The 15,954-nt window shown below is 69.0% G+C and carries 17 protein-coding genes and 1 tRNA gene; 11 read left to right on the top strand and 7 right to left on the bottom strand.

Annotation, left to right across the window (positions count from 1 at the left end; translation table 11 throughout):
• Window positions 1–651: iron chelate uptake ABC transporter family permease subunit (locus tag I5G_RS18735; RefSeq protein WP_022880429.1), on the top strand; the 651-nt coding region annotated here is incomplete at its 5' end.
• Between the two features lie 73 nt (window positions 652–724).
• A tRNA-Lys gene (locus I5G_RS18740) sits at window positions 725–800 on the top strand.
• A 235-nt stretch (window positions 801–1,035) separates the two neighbouring features.
• Here I5G_RS18740 and I5G_RS18745 read toward each other — a convergent pair.
• Window positions 1,036–1,947, bottom strand: a complete 912-nt coding sequence (locus tag I5G_RS18745; protein WP_083896706.1) for a helix-turn-helix domain-containing protein — start codon at window positions 1,945–1,947, stop codon at window positions 1,036–1,038.
• A 165-nt stretch (window positions 1,948–2,112) separates the two neighbouring features.
• Between I5G_RS18745 and I5G_RS23590 the strand changes: the two genes are divergently transcribed.
• Window positions 2,113–3,108: a carbon-nitrogen hydrolase family protein gene (locus tag I5G_RS23590; protein WP_022880431.1), complete on the top strand. Its 996-nt coding sequence runs from the start codon at window positions 2,113–2,115 to the stop codon at window positions 3,106–3,108.
• Window positions 3,109–3,303: 195 nt separating this feature from the next.
• Here I5G_RS23590 and I5G_RS24210 read toward each other — a convergent pair whose 3' ends face one another.
• Entirely contained in the window at window positions 3,304–4,263 is a 960-nt protein-coding gene (locus I5G_RS24210) for a hypothetical protein (RefSeq protein WP_051038897.1), read from the bottom strand.
• A gap of 272 nt (window positions 4,264–4,535) precedes the next feature.
• On the opposite strand from I5G_RS24210, the gene I5G_RS18760 reads away from it, so the two are divergent.
• From I5G_RS18760 to panB, 3 genes are read left to right on the top strand one after another with little or no spacing between them, the layout of a single operon-like run.
• Window positions 4,536–5,297, top strand: a complete 762-nt coding sequence (locus I5G_RS18760) for a DUF2520 domain-containing protein (protein WP_022880432.1) — start codon at window positions 4,536–4,538, stop codon at window positions 5,295–5,297.
• Window positions 5,294–6,184: a pantoate--beta-alanine ligase gene (gene panC, locus I5G_RS18765; protein WP_022880433.1), complete on the top strand. Its 891-nt coding sequence runs from the start codon at window positions 5,294–5,296 to the stop codon at window positions 6,182–6,184. The genes I5G_RS18760 and panC overlap by 4 nt, the downstream gene beginning before the upstream one ends.
• Window positions 6,181–7,050, top strand: a complete 870-nt coding sequence (gene panB / locus I5G_RS18770; protein WP_022880434.1) for a 3-methyl-2-oxobutanoate hydroxymethyltransferase — start codon at window positions 6,181–6,183, stop codon at window positions 7,048–7,050. The genes panC and panB overlap by 4 nt, the downstream gene beginning before the upstream one ends.
• A gap of 31 nt (window positions 7,051–7,081) precedes the next feature.
• On the opposite strand, the gene I5G_RS18775 is transcribed toward panB, so the two are convergent.
• From I5G_RS18775 to I5G_RS18785, 3 genes are all read right to left on the bottom strand, one after another.
• Window positions 7,082–7,552 carry a hypothetical protein gene (locus I5G_RS18775; RefSeq protein ID WP_022880435.1) on the bottom strand — a complete coding sequence of 157 codons (471 nt, stop codon included), beginning with the start codon at window positions 7,550–7,552 and terminating at the stop codon, window positions 7,082–7,084.
• A gap of 122 nt (window positions 7,553–7,674) precedes the next feature.
• A complete protein-coding gene (locus I5G_RS18780) occupies window positions 7,675–8,619 on the bottom strand; it encodes a hypothetical protein (RefSeq protein ID WP_022880436.1) in 945 nt (314 codons plus the stop codon).
• Window positions 8,620–8,776: 157 nt separating this feature from the next.
• Window positions 8,777–9,214 carry a VOC family protein gene (locus I5G_RS18785; RefSeq protein WP_022880437.1) on the bottom strand — a complete coding sequence of 146 codons (438 nt, stop codon included), beginning with the start codon at window positions 9,212–9,214 and terminating at the stop codon, window positions 8,777–8,779.
• 130 nt (window positions 9,215–9,344) lie between these two features.
• On the opposite strand from I5G_RS18785, the gene I5G_RS18790 reads away from it, so the two are divergent.
• The 3 genes from I5G_RS18790 to I5G_RS23595 all read left to right on the top strand — a co-directional run bounded on the left by I5G_RS18790 (window position 9,345) and on the right by I5G_RS23595 (window position 11,604).
• Window positions 9,345–9,656: a hypothetical protein gene (locus tag I5G_RS18790; protein WP_148286550.1), complete on the top strand. Its 312-nt coding sequence runs from the start codon at window positions 9,345–9,347 to the stop codon at window positions 9,654–9,656.
• Window positions 9,657–9,886: 230 nt separating this feature from the next.
• Complete coding sequence (locus I5G_RS18795; RefSeq protein WP_022880439.1) at window positions 9,887–10,825, top strand: 3,4-dioxygenase subunit beta; 939 nt, start codon at window positions 9,887–9,889, stop codon at window positions 10,823–10,825.
• Between the two features lie 68 nt (window positions 10,826–10,893).
• On the top strand, window positions 10,894–11,604 hold the full coding sequence (locus I5G_RS23595) for a TetR/AcrR family transcriptional regulator (protein WP_022880440.1): 711 nt from the start codon (window positions 10,894–10,896) through the stop codon (window positions 11,602–11,604).
• Window positions 11,605–11,663: 59 nt separating this feature from the next.
• On the opposite strand, the gene I5G_RS23600 is transcribed toward I5G_RS23595, so the two are convergent.
• Together I5G_RS23600 and I5G_RS23605 are read right to left on the bottom strand one after the other, a co-directional pair.
• Window positions 11,664–13,046 carry an MFS transporter gene (locus I5G_RS23600; RefSeq protein WP_083896707.1) on the bottom strand — a complete coding sequence of 461 codons (1,383 nt, stop codon included), beginning with the start codon at window positions 13,044–13,046 and terminating at the stop codon, window positions 11,664–11,666.
• Window positions 13,047–13,204: 158 nt separating this feature from the next.
• The gene (locus I5G_RS23605) at window positions 13,205–14,185 is read right to left on the bottom strand and encodes an MBL fold metallo-hydrolase (RefSeq protein WP_022880442.1); all 981 of its coding nucleotides are present in this window, start codon (window positions 14,183–14,185) and stop codon (window positions 13,205–13,207) included.
• Window positions 14,186–14,249: 64 nt separating this feature from the next.
• Here I5G_RS23605 and I5G_RS18815 point away from each other — a divergent pair, with 64 nt between their 5' ends.
• Window positions 14,250–15,074, top strand: a complete 825-nt coding sequence (locus I5G_RS18815; RefSeq protein WP_022880443.1) for an acyl-CoA thioesterase II — start codon at window positions 14,250–14,252, stop codon at window positions 15,072–15,074.
• Window positions 15,075–15,122: 48 nt separating this feature from the next.
• The gene (locus I5G_RS18820) at window positions 15,123–15,938 is read left to right on the top strand and encodes an enoyl-CoA hydratase/isomerase family protein (protein ID WP_022880444.1); all 816 of its coding nucleotides are present in this window, start codon (window positions 15,123–15,125) and stop codon (window positions 15,936–15,938) included.
• The last annotated feature ends 16 nt before the right edge of the window (window positions 15,939–15,954 follow it).

The raw sequence follows: 15,954 nt of genomic DNA on the forward strand, positions 1-15,954 counted from the left end.
CGCCCGGCCGCCTCCCCCGCGCCCGGCGCCTGGATCGGCGGCCTGCTGACGGTCGCGATCGTGATGCTCATCGCGCGCAGCGCGGGGATTTCGAAGGAGCGCACGATCCTCGCGGGCATCGCGCTCGCGATCCTGCTGGCCGCGGTGAACGACTACCTCCTCACGCGGGCGCCGCTCGAGATCGCGCGTAACGCCAGTCAGTGGCTGTACGGGAGTCTCGCGGCCACCTCGGGGCCCGATGTCGTCGCGCTCACCGTCTCGGTCGGCGTGCTCGCGGTCGGCATCGTCGTGGTACATCGCGACTTCCGCGCGATCGAACTCGGCGACGACACGGCGCGGGCACTCGGCGTGCGGCTGGGGCGGGTCCGGCTGTTCCTGATCGTCGTCGCCGCGCTGCTCACCGGGACGGCGACCGCCGTCGCCGGACCGATCGGCTTCGTGGCGCTCGCGGCGCCGCAGCTCGCGCGACGCGTCGCCGGTTCCAGCGGCATCCCGCTTCTCGCGTCCGCGGTGACCGGTGCGACCGTGCTGCTCGTGGCCGACGTCGTCGCGCAGCGCGCGCTCGCGCCCCTGCAGATCCCGGTGGGGCTGCTCACGGGAGTGGTGGGCGGGGCGTATCTGTTCTGGGTCGTTGCGTGGGGGCGGCGGTGAGGTGAGTCCTGCCCAAGGTTCGCGCCGTGCGCGGACGCAGGCACCCGGCTACCGCCGGTAGGGTGGATGCCACGGGCCTCTAGCTCAGTCGGTAGAGCATCGGACTTTTAATCCGCGGGTCGTGGGTTCGAGCCCCACGGGGCCCACCAGACTTGTCTTACTCGTACAAATTGCCTTGAGATAAAGGTGGCTCAGGGCGGAGTCCGGAGCGTCAGCGGTATCGCTGGCGCTCTTTGCTTTGGTCACTGCCCATTCGACGGCCGCCTCCCGGATGAGGGCGATCGGCTCGTGAACCTGGGCCTGCGCACGTGTCGTGGGGTCCCGCTGCACATCGACGCGGCGGAGTCTTTCTGCGCGTCGCTCGCAGCGTCTCGCGCCGCGGCGTCAGTCGTCGACGAGCTGCGCGCGGTACTGCGTCGGGCTCACACCGATCTCATTGCGGAAGGTGCGGGCGAACACGCTCGGGTCGGCCACTCCGCATCGCAGGGCGATGTCGGGAACGGCCAGGTTCGTCTCGCGAAGCAGCCGCGACGCGCGGGCCATGCGCTCCGAGCGGATGAACGCGGCCGCGCGCAACCCGTGTTCGGAGAAGACCTGGTGCACCGTGCGCACGGAGACGTTCTCGACCGCGGCGAGCGCGGAGACATCGAGGCGAGGGTCGTCCAGGTGCTCCGCCACGATGCGGTGGAACGACGCGAAAAGGGCCGCGTGAGACCGCGGCGGGGAACTGCGTCGCCCTCCCTCGCGCAGTGCCGCGGCGAGCAACTCGGTCGCCACGCGGATCGACTGTGCGGTGTCATCGAGGACCGGCCTGCCGGTGAAGTGCGAACGCACGACCCGGCTCGCCGTGCGCAGCAGAGGATCGCGGCGCGCGGACAGACGCTGCGCCGCGAGCGCGGACAGGGTGGATGCCGATATCCCCAGCCACTCCGTCGGTACCTGCAGTACGACGAGTTCCGCGTCGTCGGGGAAGTCGAGGTCGTACATGGATCGGGTGAGATACAGGACGCCGTCACCGGGCGCGATCGTCGCCTGTCGACCGTTCTGCTCCACCAGGTTCCGCCCCGAAACCTGGAACGAGAAGAGTGCCAGGTCGTCCGCGGATGCGGACGGAAGAGCACCATTCCGCGCGATGTGACACGCGCCCGAGCGAATCGCCGACACCGCCGCGCTCGCGTACCCGCGATGATCCAGCGAAGCCTCGAAATGCGCACCGGTCCGCACACGAAGCGGCACGAAGGCCTGACTCGATAGCGTCTCCCACTCGGGAGCGGACACCGCGGTGCGCACTGTCATGGAACGATGATGCGCCCTCCGGATGCCGCGGAGGTTGCGATCGATGAAGATTCTGTTTCCCCCGGCGACCGTGCAGAAATTGCACGACGAGCCGCACGAATCGCCTTCGTTGCGATCATGGGCCGGTCCTACTGTCTCCTCACCCCGATCTCTTGAGGAGTCCGCATGTCCACCCGTATCGCTGCTGTCCAAGCCGAACCCGGCTGGTTCGACCTTCCCGCCACCGTTGCCAAGACGGTCGATCTCATCGCTGAAGCCGCCGCCAACGGCGCCGAGATCATCGCCTTCCCGGAGACGTGGCTCCCCGGTTACCCAATCTTCCTGTGGACCTACCCGGTTCCGGAACAGATTCCGCACCTCGCCCGTTACCACGCCGCATCACCGACCGTCGACGGGCCGGAGGTCTCGACGATCCGCGAAGCCGCCGCCGCCCATGGCATCACGGTCGTCCTCGGCCTGAGCGAGCAGGACCACGGCTCGCTCTACATGGCGCAGCTCATCATCGGTCCGACCGGTGACATCCTGCTCCACCGCCGCAAGCTCAAGCCGACGCACGCCGAACGAACGCTCTTCGGGGAGGGTGACGGCGGCGACCTGCAGGTCATCGATTCTGCGCACGGTCGCCTCGGCGCACTCAACTGCTGGGAACACCTGCAGCCGCTCGTGAAGTTCTCGATGTACGCACAGCACGAGCAGATCCACGTCGCGGGGTGGCCGTGCTTCGGCATCTTCGCGGAGCACCCCTCCCTCGGGTGGGAGCCGTCGATGGCGGTTTCTCGCACCTATGCTCTCGAGGGCGGGGCGTTCGTCGTCGTCTCGACCCAGATCCTCAGCGAAACCGGGGCACAGAACTTCCTCGTCGACGGTGCGCCGTCACCGATCGTCGACCTCGGCGGCGGGTACGCGCGGGTCTACGGGCCCGACGGCGCTCTGCTGACGGAACCGCTCGATCCGCACACCGAGGGACTCGTGTACGCCGACATCGATCTCGCCGCGATCGACATCGCGAAGAAGTTCGCCGACCCCGTGGGCCACTACAGCCGACCCGACGTCTTCACGCTGACGGTCGACCGCAGCGCTCGGACGCCGGCGACGTTGAGCGACGTCAGCCCCGTCGAGGCCGACAAAGCGGGAGCGGTGCTGCTCACAGGTGAGGCGTGAGTCGCGCGACGAAGGCTGCCGACGGTCATCCGTTCCTCGCCCGTCCACGTCCGCGGCGGGGAGGGGTGACCGTCGTTCAGTCAGATGTCGCCACCCTCGTCGGCGAGACGAAGCCCGTCCTCGTCCGTTTACGCTTCTCCTTGCCAGGCGCGTTCAGAGCGGAGGGCTTCGTCCCCCCCCTGTCGGCCGAGATCGTCACGGTATCGGCGGGGTCAGGTCGACTTCCCGGAGGACATAGCGGTCCGGAACGGCGAGCGTGTGGAAATAGTGGACGAAGACCTCGCCGGCCTCGTCCGCCGTGAACACCTCGTCCGGGAACACGACAGCGCGGGCCGTTCCCTCGAAGAAATCGATCACCACCGTCGGTTCGTTCTCGCGGTGGCCGCCGTGTCCGACGGAACAGAGACGTTCCACGCCGTCTTCGTCCAGGCGCCGCCACTCGATCGTCATCGCCTCCGCAGTTCCGGCCGCCTGCAGGAACACGCTCGGCAGCGTCTCCCGCGTCACGTCCCAGATGCTTCGACCGTCGGGCAGCTTCGACAGAGCGAACGTCGAACGACCCGGTTCCCCGACCAGAGAAAGCATGCGGCGCAGGTTTTCCTCGTAGGACCGCGGACTGTTCGGGAGGTTGGCAAACGAGGCACCGTTGACCTCGTAGACGAACGTGGGGTTGGCGCTCGTCATGGCACTCCCTTGAGATTGGCGAAGGACACAGTGGTGGGGGACGGCGAGCGTGTGGAGGTAATGCACGAAGATCTCGCCGGCCTCACCCGCGGTGAATATCTCGTCCGGCTCAACGGGCGCGCGGCCCGTCCTCCCGAGGAACTCGATCGCGACCACGGGCTCGCCCGGGCGTTGAGTTCCACGTCCGACGGTGTATAGCCGTTCCACGCCATCCTGATCCACACGTCGCCACTCGATCGTCATGGCGTCGGCAATCCCGGCGGCCCGCAAGAACACCCTCGGCCATTCCGTGCGGTCCAGATCGAAGAGGTCGGCACCGTCAGGCATCTGCCACACGCAGAGAGTCGATTGGTCCTCGCCCATGAGCGACACGAGACGCCGGAGCGTGCGTTCCGCTGACGACGGAATCCGGCTCACGGTAGTTCTGGAACCGTCCGGCAGTTCGTAGACGAAGGTGTGAAGCCGGTCCATTCCTACGACACCACCTCGAGACTGATCCCCATGATTCTGATCTTCTCTTAGCGGAGCGGAGGTCAGCGAGTCCCCTCCGACGGAATCCACTCTCGAGGCCGTCAACCCGCCCCGCTCCCGGAGGGATCAACCGTCATCGAAGGCCCGTTTCGGCGGGCGACCGGCGGACGACATGGAGTATGCCGACCCGGACGGTCCCCGGCCATCGCACCACCACGCCGCGATACCCTGGAATCCGGCGCAGCCGCCCGTGCGGGCCCCGCCCTCACACTATGAAGACCTCCTCGCTCTCCGCCCTGCGTCACGACGCACCGGTGCTCGTCGTCGGCGACGGCCGAATGGGCCGCGCACTCGCGACCGCCCTCTCCGACGCAGGCGTGCCCGTGGTCGGTCCCTCGGGCCGCGGCGAGAACGGCGCGGATGCCGGAATCGTTCTCCTGGCCGTGCCGGATGCCGCGATCGCTGACGCCGCGCGGGCCGTCGCGCCCGGCCGACTCGTCGGACACCTCTCGGGCGCGCTCGACCTTTCGGTGCTCGCGCCGCACGAGGCGTTCGGCATCCATCCGCTCATGACCGTCACGGGCGCCGGAGCGACTTTCGCGGGGGTGACCGCCGCCCTCGCCGGTACGACGCCACGCGCGCACGCCGCCGCCGAAGCGCTCGCGGACGTGCTCGGGATGACGGGTGTCACGGTGCGCGACGAGGACCGCGCCGCGTACCACGCGGCCGCCTCGATCGCCTCGAACTTCCTGGTCACGCTCGAGGGCATGGCCGAAGACCTGGCCGCCACCGCGGGGGTCGAGCGGGACGCTCTGGTTCCGCTCGTCCGCGCCGCCGTCGAGAACTGGGCCGGGCGCGGGGCGGCATCCGCCCTCACGGGGCCGGTCTCGCGCGGCGACGACGTCACCGTCGCTCGCCAGCGAGCCGCGATCGCCGAGCGACTCCCCGACCGCCTGGCGCTCTTCGACGCACTCGTCGACGCGACGCGCGACCTGGCCGCGACGCAGCGCGCCGGAACGACGGCCGCCCCGTGAGCCCGCGGATCGTCCGCACCGTCGCCGAACTGCGCGCGGCGCTCGCCCCACTCAGAGCGGGCGGCGTCGGGTTCGTCCCCACGATGGGCGCGCTCCACGAAGGGCATCTCTCGCTCCTCCGCGCCGCGCGCAGCGGCAACGGCACCGTGGTCCTCTCGATCTTCGTGAACCCGACCCAGTTCGGCGAAGCCGCCGACCTCGACGCGTATCCGCGCACCGAAGGGGCGGACGTCGCCCTGGCCGCGGAGGTGGGCGTCGACGTGATCTTCGCGCCGTCGGTCGCCGAGATGTACCCGGCCGGTTTCGCCACCACGGTGTCGGTGGGCGGGGCAATCACCGGCACGCTCGAGGGCGCGGAGCGCGGGCGCTCCCACTTCGACGGGGTCGCGACGGTGGTCGCCAAGCTGCTGCTCGCCGTCCAGCCCGACCGCGCGTACTTCGGTGCAAAGGACGCCCAGCAGGTCGTCGTCGTCCGCCGCATGGTGGCGGATCTCGGCATCCCGGTCGAGATCGTCACACGACCGACGTCGCGCGACGCGGACGGCCTCGCGCGTTCCAGCCGCAATACGCGCCTCTCCCCCGGCGACCGCACGGTCGCGGCGGCGATCCCGCGGGCGCTCCGGGCGGCGCAGGATGCCTTCGCCCGTGGCATCCGGGATCCTCGGTCTCTCACGGACGCGGTGCGCGCCGAGCTCGCCGGTCTCGACCCGGATTACGTGGAGATCGTGGATGCCGACAGCCTCGCGCCGATCGCGGAGGTCGAGCGCCCCGCGCTCCTCGCGCTCGCCGTCCGCGTGGGGCCGGTGCGACTCATCGACAACGTGGTGCTGGTTCCGGGGCAGGACGACCGCATCCCCCTCGGCCCGGACGGGAGCACTCACACATGACGCGTTCGAAAGTCACCCTGCGCTCGCTGCGCGAGCTCGCCGACGCGGGAACGCCCCTCGTGATGGTCACCGCCTACGACTTCGCGTCAGGCCGCGTCGCCGAGCGCGCGGGTGTCGACATGGTGCTGGTCGGCGACTCCGGCGCGCAGGTCGTCCTGGGCCTCCCGGACACGACCTCGGTGACGCTCGACGAGATGCTGATGCTCGCCAAGGCCGTCCGCCGTGCCGCGCAGACGCCCCTCATCGTGTGCGACCTGCCGTTCGGCACCACCGAGCTGAGCGATGAGCAGGCTGTCGCGACCTCGGTGCGCTTCGTCCAGGAGGCCGGTGCCGAGGCGGTCAAGCTCGAGGGCGCGAACCCCGCCCGGCTCTCGCGTCTGCGGGCGATCGTGGCGGCCGGCATCCCCGTCGTCGGTCACGTCGGCCTGACCCCGCAGACGGCGACGGCGCTCGGCGGACTCCGCCCGCAGGGTCGAACGACCGACGACGCGATCCGGGTCGCGCGCGATGCCCTCGCCGTTCAGGATGCCGGGGCTTTCGCACTCGTCATCGAAGCCGTCCCCGCCGACGTGGTCGACGAGATCCGTCGAGCGCTGCGCATCCCGGTGATCGGAATCGGGGCGGGCCCGGCCGACGGGCAGGTGCTCGTGCAGCACGACCTGCTCGGGATCACGGAGGGGCGCGCGCCGGTGTTCGTGAAGCGGTATGCCGCCGTCGGCGACGCGATGGTCGAGGCCGTCGAGACGTACGCGCGCGAGGTCCGCGAGGGCGCGTTCCCCGCTGCAGAGCACGTGTACCCGGCGTCCGCCGAGGTCGCCGCGGCCGTGCGCGAGTACGTCGAGGGTCGCGGCGACGCGGACCGCTGAGCCTGCCCCCTTCCGCGGAGAGCTGCCGAGCTCAACCGAGAAGCGCGCGCACACCCCCGGCCAGGCAGATGACGCCGGCGACCGCCGCCACGACGCTGAAGAGCCGGACGCCGGCGTCGTTCGTCACCGGCACGGGTTCGCGGGCCAGGGTGACGAATCGCGGCGGTCCCGTCAGTTGAGCCCGCAGGCGGACCGAAAGGTAGGACAGCAACACGAATACGCCGCCTAGGACGAACAGCGCTGTCAGGACGATCGGCGTGAATCGGGGACCATGGGCGCGATCGGGCCACACGCCGAGCACGCAGAGACTCGCCAGCACGAAGAAGACCACGGACATGAAGGCAGTTCCGACCGCCACCGGGATCATGGACTTTCCGTCTCGCTGCCGCTCCGTCAAGAACGACCCTCGGAAGGGGATGCCGGGATTGTCTCGGATGAAACCGACGATCTCCACGGCAAGGAAATCGCGAGCGACGAAGGTCCCCGCGGAGATGACGAGCATGACAGACCCCAAGAGGCCAAACAATCCAGAGCCCAGCCCGGTCCACATCGCATCCCCCGCCCGCCCGCCCATGGCGACGACGCAAGAATACCGAGTCGAGTGACTCACACCGCCGGCGAGAGTCAGCGCGGCGAGCGCACCACCAGCAGGAAGAGAGCGGATGCCACGCACGCGAACAGGCACGCCCCCACGCCCCAGGAGACGTCCGGGTGCGGCCACGCATGCTGGTCGGCGCGGTAGAGGAGGATTCCCGCGCCGGCCACTCCCGCGAGCGCGGCAGCCGCCGCGGGCCAGCGCCGAATCCGGTCGGGGATCTTCTTCAGCGTGCGACGAGCGGTCACGAGCAGCGTGACAGTGGCCAGGAGACCGCCCTCGATCACGACGACGATCGAAGAAACCTCGAGCGGGAGGATAGGACCGCGCTTACCGATACCCGTTGCCCCGACGACGAGGATCGTCGCCAGGAACGGCACGGCCCAGTCGGCGACCTCGACGAAGGGATCGGCCCGCCGCACCGGCACGTCATGACGTGACCGCCAATCGCGGCGCGACCCCCGCACGGGCGGATCGGCTCGGGACTGCGCGCGGGCATCCATCGTCTGCTCCGCCTCCCGCAGGGACGCTCCGTCCGCCCAGAGCTCGAGCACGCTCAGGAAATCGATCCGTCGAAGCCGAGCCGAGCGGGGCACGAACAGTGCGTTGCCGAGCGCGACCGCAGTGAGCGGTGTGGACCACAGACGGCCACCGCTCGTCCGCCATTCGATGGACGGTCGCCGGATGTCCGTCGTCACGCCGAGGACGCGCGACCGTGGAATGGTCCGTGACCAGGAGAGGCCGACGACACGGACCGCTTCGTCGTCGCACTCGACCCGCAAGACGAACACCCGCCAGGCGAGGAATACCCCGATGAGAAGGAGGGACGCCCCCAGCAGAGCGCCGGCGGCACCGTTCGGCCTTTCCCCCAGGAACACCACGCCGGGGACGATCAGCACGCAGGCGGCGAGGACGTTCAGCCCGGTCGCGAGCGGAGTGAGCCGGAAGACGCGAGTATCGCGCGAACGGGTCAACGACGGCGCTCCTGCCCGAGAGCGAAGACGGCCGCTCCCATCGCCCCCAACTCCCCCGCGCGTCGCGCGTTGCCTCGATCGGGAAAGAGTATCGCGAGGATCGGGCAGGGAATGACCTTCTGCCGACCCCGTTCTGGACGCGGCGAGTGCCGGGGACTCAGTCGGCCGAGTTGCTCTTCGCCCAGCCGTCCGGGGCGGCGATGTTGAACATCCAGGCGACGCCCCACGGATCCACGATCTCGCCGTAGAAGTCGCCCCAGACCTGCTTCTCCAGGGCCTGCACGACCTCCGAGCCCTGTTCGACGAACCGGTCGTAGAACCCGGCGACGCGGTCGATCTCGTCGCTCATGAACGCCGCGTGCACGCGGTTCTTTCCCCATCCTTCGGACGGTTCGCCGAAGGCATCCGCTCCCATGACCGTGAATCCCTCGGCGCGGAGCTCCGAATGCATGATGCCGTCCGCGGGAGCATCGGGGATCCCGAAGTCGGCGAACGTCGAGATCTGCAGCTCACCCCCGAACACCGACTGATAAAAGGTCATCGCCTCGCGGGCTCGGCCTGCGAACGAGATGTAGACGACGAGCGAGGTGGGCATGGCGGCATCCTTCCCGAAGAGGGGCTCTTGATTGCCACGGTAGACCCGAGACGCCACGCGCTGAAGAGCAGCCCGGCATGGGGTGCGGCATTTCGCGAAGGCGACCCGCACCGAGTGGCAGGATGCCAGCGTGACCAAGGATTCGCGGGCAATGGACAGCGGGCATCGCCCGCGGACGCTCCTGTGGGCGCTCCTGTGGGCGCTCCTCGGTCTCGGCGCACTCGTCCTCGGCGTCGCCGCAGCAGTCGTCACGGGTATCGCGCTGACGGCCGGCGCAGTCGAGGCCGATAGGTCGGGCAGCGCGGGCGCGGCTGATCCGTTCGTGCTCACGTCGTTCGTCGTCGGGGGAATCGTGGGGGTGGTCGGCTTTCTCGTCTTCGCCACCCACACGGTGCGCGCTGTCGAGCACGCACGCGTGAGCCGTCGGCCGCGGTCGCACTGAGCCCGCTCGACCGCGAGGCAAACAGCCCGCTTCGCCTCCCGCAGATTGTGTCCGCCGCCCCGCCGGTGGGTCCCGGCGAGGAGAAGCACGCCTCGGCCCGCCGGTGGGAGCGAGTCGCGAAGCACGCCCCACACCACTCATAGACCGGACATAGGAACGGTGAGGATGCCATGAGGGCGGGGCCGTGATGCTGACGGAGTCCCCGACCGACCGGCATCCAGGAGTCCGATATGAACCGCATCCCCGAACCCGAGCAGACGCCCTCCGGCCCGGCGTACGAGGGGCGCCTGCTCGACCGACCCGACGACGAGGTGGTGGACCAGGGCGCCGGGTTCGACCTGCGGACGATGGTCGGGCGCCGCGGACTCCTCGGTCTCGTCGGCCTGGGCGCGGGTGCGACGATCCTCGCCGCGTGCACGCCGCAGAGCGAGGCCGCTGTCACCACAACGCCTTCGCCCACGGCCAGCGCGACACCGACGGCCTCGGCATCCGCCGCGACCTTCGCGACGGAGGAGATCCCGCAGGAGACGAACGGCCCCTACCCCGCCGACGGAACCGCGAACGTGAATGTGCTCGAGCGCTCGGGCATGCTGCGCAGCGACATCCGCTCGAGCCTCGACGGGGGTGCGACCGCCGATGGCATCCCCCTCACCTTCACGTTCACGTTGAGCGATCTCGCGAACGGCAACGCCGCGTACGCCGGCGCGGCCGTGTACGTCTGGCACTGCGACGCCGGAGGGCTGTACTCGATGTACTCCGAGGCGATCGTGGATGAGACCTACCTCCGTGGCATCCAGGTCGCCGATGCGCAGGGGCGCGTGACGTTCACGACGATCGTTCCCGGCTGCTACCGCGGACGCTGGACCCACATCCATTTCGAGGTGTACCCGGATGCCGCGTCGGCGACGAACGTCTCGAACCAGATCGCGACGTCGCAGGTGGCGTTCCCGAAGGACATGCTCGACGCGGTCTATCGCGACTCCGCGTACACCGGCTCGGCCGAGAACCTCGCCGACCTCGGGAGCATCGACAACGACAACGTGTTCTCCGACGGGTACGCCCTGGAGATGGCGAGCTTCGTCGGCGACGCGAGCAACGGCTACGTCGGAACCCTCGCGGTGGCGGTGGATGCCGCGACCTCGGCGGCCGTGTCTTCGCGCAAGCCCTGACGTCGTGGTGCGGCCCGACGCTACCGTTACCCCTACTGTTGGAGGGGAATTCGAGCGAAAGGTCCCGCATGGCTGCAACCGCCCCGAGAAAGCGACGCGCGCGAGGCTCCGTCGAGCCCGAGAAGATCCTCGACGGGGCCTTCGAGATCGCCGCCGAGAAGGGTCTCGACGGGCTGTCGATGCCGGACCTGGCCGCGCAGCTCGACGTCGGAGTGACGAGCATCTACTGGTACTTCCGCAGCAAGGACGAGCTGTTGCGGCAGATGAGCGCTCGCGCGATGAGCCAGATGCAGCACGAACTGCCGCGGCCCGACGGACGCGACCCGCAGACGTGGCGTCAGTTCATGGAGGAGTACACCCTCGCCCAGCGGGAACTCCATCGCGACCACAACCTGCTCACCGAGCTGCTCATCATCCGGCTGAACACCTACGGCCGCCGCGCGACGATCGCCGCCTTCGAGCGCATCGAATCCATCCTCGGGTTCCTCGTGGAGGCCGGCTTCACTCGCGCCGGCGCATGGCACGTGATCTCGTCCTACTCCCTGTACATCCGCGGGTTCATCCTCACCGAGTACCACCGCGATGTGAACAAGACCCCGCCCGAGGGCCCCGCGCAGTTGAGCCTGCTGGCTCCCGAGGGCATGCCGCTCATGAGCGACCTCATCACCGAGGACGACATCCTCCTCGACATGTCGGGCGAGGAATCGCTCAGCGCCGGCATGGCCATGCTGGGCGACGGCGCGGAAGCCCTTCTCCACCGGCTCTCGACGTCGGCCTGACGCGGCTCGGGGCGCCGCCCCCGAAGGAACGGCGCCGCGAGCCCGGTCGGCGCTCGGGATCACGGAGTGTCGAGCTGCCTCTTCATCGCCTCGTTCGCTGGAGAGGCCGCGGTCTCCTGCAACAGCGCCGCGGTGGCGGCTTCGTCCTCCGCCTTCGTCCCCTTCGGCAGCGTCAGCACCACGACGACACCGAGGACGCACGCTGCCGCGACGAGGTATGCCGGTGATGCCTGATCCCCGGTCGTCGTCAGCATCAGCTGCGAGAAGTAGGGCGACAGACCGCCACCGAGCACCACGCCGATGTTGAAGCCCAGGGCGGCACCGGTGTAACGGATGGCCGGGGGGAAGATGGCGGCGAAGGTGCCGAACGACGGCGGGCTCTGCGCGTTGGCGAAGAGGTTCCAGATCGCCAGCGCGATGAGCACGACGAGGATGCTCTTGGTGTCCCGCAGGATGATGAAGGCGGGAATCGCGTAGATCCCCAGCAGAATCAGGGATGCGAGAAGCGTTCGCCGTCGGCCGATGCGCTGGCTGAGCAGCCCCGAGCCGATCATCGCGGCGAAGGACACGATCGCCGCCCCCGCCGTCACGAAGTACACCTGTCCGGCAGGGAATCCCGCGTTCGCGATCAGCGCCGTCGTGATGTACGTGGAGCCGACACCGCCGACGATGTTGATCACCATCGCCACCGCGAGCACCTGGAGCACCTGCTTCTTGTAGGAGCGCAGGACCGTGCGGATCGGGGTCTTCTCGATCGCGGAGTTCTCCACGAGCAGCTTGAACTCGGGCGAGTCCTCGAGCTTCAGCCGGATCAGGATCGTCACGACCATGAGCGGCAGGCACAGCAGGAACGGGATGCGCCATCCCCACTCGGTCATCTGTTGCGGACTCGTCGTGCTGGTGACGATCGCCGCGGTGAGCGCCGCGAGCCCCACCCCGACCGTGGAACCGGCGGGCGTGATGGCGCTGAAGAGACCCGAGTACTTTTTCGGCGCCGCCTCGGCCAGATACGTGACCGACCCGATGATCTCGCCGCCGGCGGAGAAGCCCTGCACGAGGCGCACCACGATGAGCAGGATCGGCGCGAGGACCCCCACCGCCGCGTAGGTCGGAAGAAGACCGAGCGCGACAGAGGACAGACCCATCACCAGGACGGTCACCATCAGCGCGGTCCGGCGACCGCGCTTATCGCCGAGACGCCCGAAGAAGAGGCCGCCGAGCGGTCGGACGAAATAGCCCGTGGCGAAGACCAGGAACGCGGACAGGATGCTGAGCGACTTGTTCTCCGCGGGGAAGAACAGCGGCGCGATGATCACGGCCAGATAGCCGTAGGAGAGGAACTCGAAATACTCGATGACCGTGCCGAAGAAGCCCGCGAATGCGATGCGCGTCGCAGTTCGCCGGGATACGAGGTCGGTTACGAGGGGAGGCGTCATTGCCATCTTCCACCTTCTATTTCGCACATCGATGTGCGGGACCAAGGAACGAGGTTGTCGCTCAGCCGCTGGGGCTGACCGGGTCTGGAGCGGCGTCGGGTGAGACGATGGTTCACTTTACCGTACTTGATTCGGTACGCAATCCCGACTTTGGTTCTTAGGACCTACTCCCCCGTTCTGGCGGCGTGTCGGACGTATAACTCGATCTGCATCAGGGCAGACGGAAGGTTCGCACTCACGCGGAGGTTCTCCCACCCCGCCGACCAGGTGAGTCGCGGCGCCAGCCCCCACGCGGTGAGGGCACCCTCACGCCGCAGCACGTCCGCGACCTCTCTCGCCCTGCGGCGAACGTGACGGGCGGTCTGCAGCCGGCGCTCGCGCAATCCGCGGAACCGATAGCCGTGACCGGGGACGACGTCGAACGTGTCGTACTCGCTCATGGCATCCAGCGAGACGAGGAAATCCTGCACGGGGTCCTCTCCGGGATCGGGAGCAAGACCGATGCCCGGGAACACCGTGGGGAGAATGTGATCCCCCGAGAGCAGGAGTCGATGACTCGGCTCCACGAAGCACAGGTGTCCCGGCGTGTGCCCGGGCGTCGCCAGCGCACGGAACTCGTACGGACCGACGGCGACGAGATCGCCGTCCTCAAGCACGCGGTCCGCCCGGGCCGGAACGCCCGGTTCGGGTGCCCGGGACATGGACGTGAGCACGGCGTTCAGCTCGGCTCGCGGAAGCCCCCAGCCGCGCGCACGCTCGGCGAAACCGCGCTGCGGCGCGACCATCGATTCCTGTTCGCGCCGGCTCCACGCCAGTTGCGCGCCCACCGCATCCCGCAGGTCGACGGCAAGACCGGCGTGGTCGGGGTGACCGTGCGTCACCACGACCGATCGAACATCCGAGAGCGAGAGCCCCTGACCGCGCAGGAACGCATCCCACCGTTCCAGCGCCCCGTCGCTCGCCCACCCGGGGTCGACGATCGTGACCGCATCCCGTCCCCCCAGATGCACGACGCTGAGCGAATACCGCAGGGATCCAAACGGCATGGGCACCGGGACGGACCACAACGCCGCCGCGAATTCCTCCGGCTGCGGCACGACTCCGGCCCGGTAGGCCGAATACTCCTGCGCACTGAGAACGTCCACGTCGCCTCCTCGCCACCCGCGGGCACCCGGCGCTCCGGGGAGGCCCCTGCTAGCATACTGAAACATGAACGGTAACAATGTCGATATCGAGACGTTGCTCGCGCTCTCGCCCTCGGCGGATCCGTTCCGCACCTCGGGCGTTTCCCAGGGGCGCGACGCCGGGTGGCTGTACGGCGGCCAGCTCCTCGGGCAGGCCGTCGCGGCTGCCGGACGAACGGTGTCGAACAAGCAGCCGCACTCGATGCACGCCTATTTCCTGACACCGGGACGCTTCGATCGCTCCGTGGACTACGTCGTCGAGGACGTGCGGGACGGCCGCTCCTTCGCGAACAGGCGGGTCGAGGCATTCCAGAGCACGGACGACCCGATTCTGCACGCGAGCGTCTCGTTCCACGCCCCCGAGACCGGCGCCTCGCATCAGCGTGACGCTCCCCCGCGAATCCCGGCGCCCGAGAGCCTGGATCCCGCGCACGGGAGCACGTATCGATCCGGGCTGGAGTCCTCGTTCGACATCCGCCGCATCCCTGCCGACCTGCTCTCCGATCCGGACACGGCGCGCCGCGGCGTCTGGCTGCGCGCCACCTCCCCGACCTCGGACGATCCACTCTTCCACGCCGCCGCGCTCGCCTATCTGAGCGACTTCGAGCTCTTCCTCCCCGCACTCCTGCGGCACGACCTCCTCGGCGACGGCGTGATGGCGACGAGCCTGGACCACGCGCTGTGGTGGCACGTCCCCGCCCGCGTGGACGACTGGCTGCTGTACATCCAGGAGAGCCCGCGCACCTCGGGCAGTCGTGGCCTCGCGTACGGACACTTCTACACGCTCGACGGCACGCTCGTGGCGTCGAGCGTTCAGGAGGGCCTCATGCGGGTGCGCGAACCAGCGTAGATAGATATGGTTGTGCTTTCGGTATCAACGACGATATAGGAGGCTCCCATGCCCGGTTCCGACATACTCCGCTACGAGAAATCGAGGCGCGTCGTCACGATCACCCTCGACCGACCGGAGGCCATGAACGCGCTGAGTGTGCGCCTGCGGCACGAACTCGACGAGGCGATGGGCGAGTTCACCCGGGACGGCGACGCTCTGGTCGCCATCCTGACCGGCGCGGGAGGGCGCGCCTTCTCGGCGGGGGCGGACCTGAAGGAGATGTCGCAGACCGCGGCAACGGCGGACACGACCACGAGCCCGTGGACACCCGACCCGGAGACGGCCGTGCGGCGGGACATCCCGGGCTTCATCGGCATCGACCGCACGCCCAAGCCCGTGATCGCCGCGATCGACGGCTACTGCCTGGCGGGCGGGTTCGAACTCGCGTTGTACAGCGACATCCGCCTCGCCACGACGTCGTCCAGTTTCGGCCTGCCCGAGCCGCGCCGGAGCCTGCTCGCCGGCCCGGGGTTGATCAACCTGTCGCGCATGATCCCGCTCGGCGAGGCACTCCGGATGCAACTCACCGGCACACCGATCACGGCCGAGCGAGCGCACCAGATCGGCCTGGTGCAGGAGCTGCTGCCCGATCGAGAGGCATTGTTCGACCGTGCGACGGCGATCGCGGAGGAGATCCTCGCGTGCGCGCCTCTGGCGGTGCAGTTCATCAAGCGCATCGTTCGCGGTGGACGCGACCTCCCGGTGGACGCGCAGTGGCAGCTCTCCGACATGTACACCCGCGCGATCGCCCAGACGGACGACATGCGCGAGGGTCCGCGGGCCTTCGCCGAGAAGCGCGCGCCCCGGTGGACCATGACCTGAACGCAGGAGAGGGGGT

The organism is Microbacterium sp. B19 (assembly GCF_000333395.1).
Classification (GTDB): domain Bacteria; phylum Actinomycetota; class Actinomycetes; order Actinomycetales; family Microbacteriaceae; genus Microbacterium.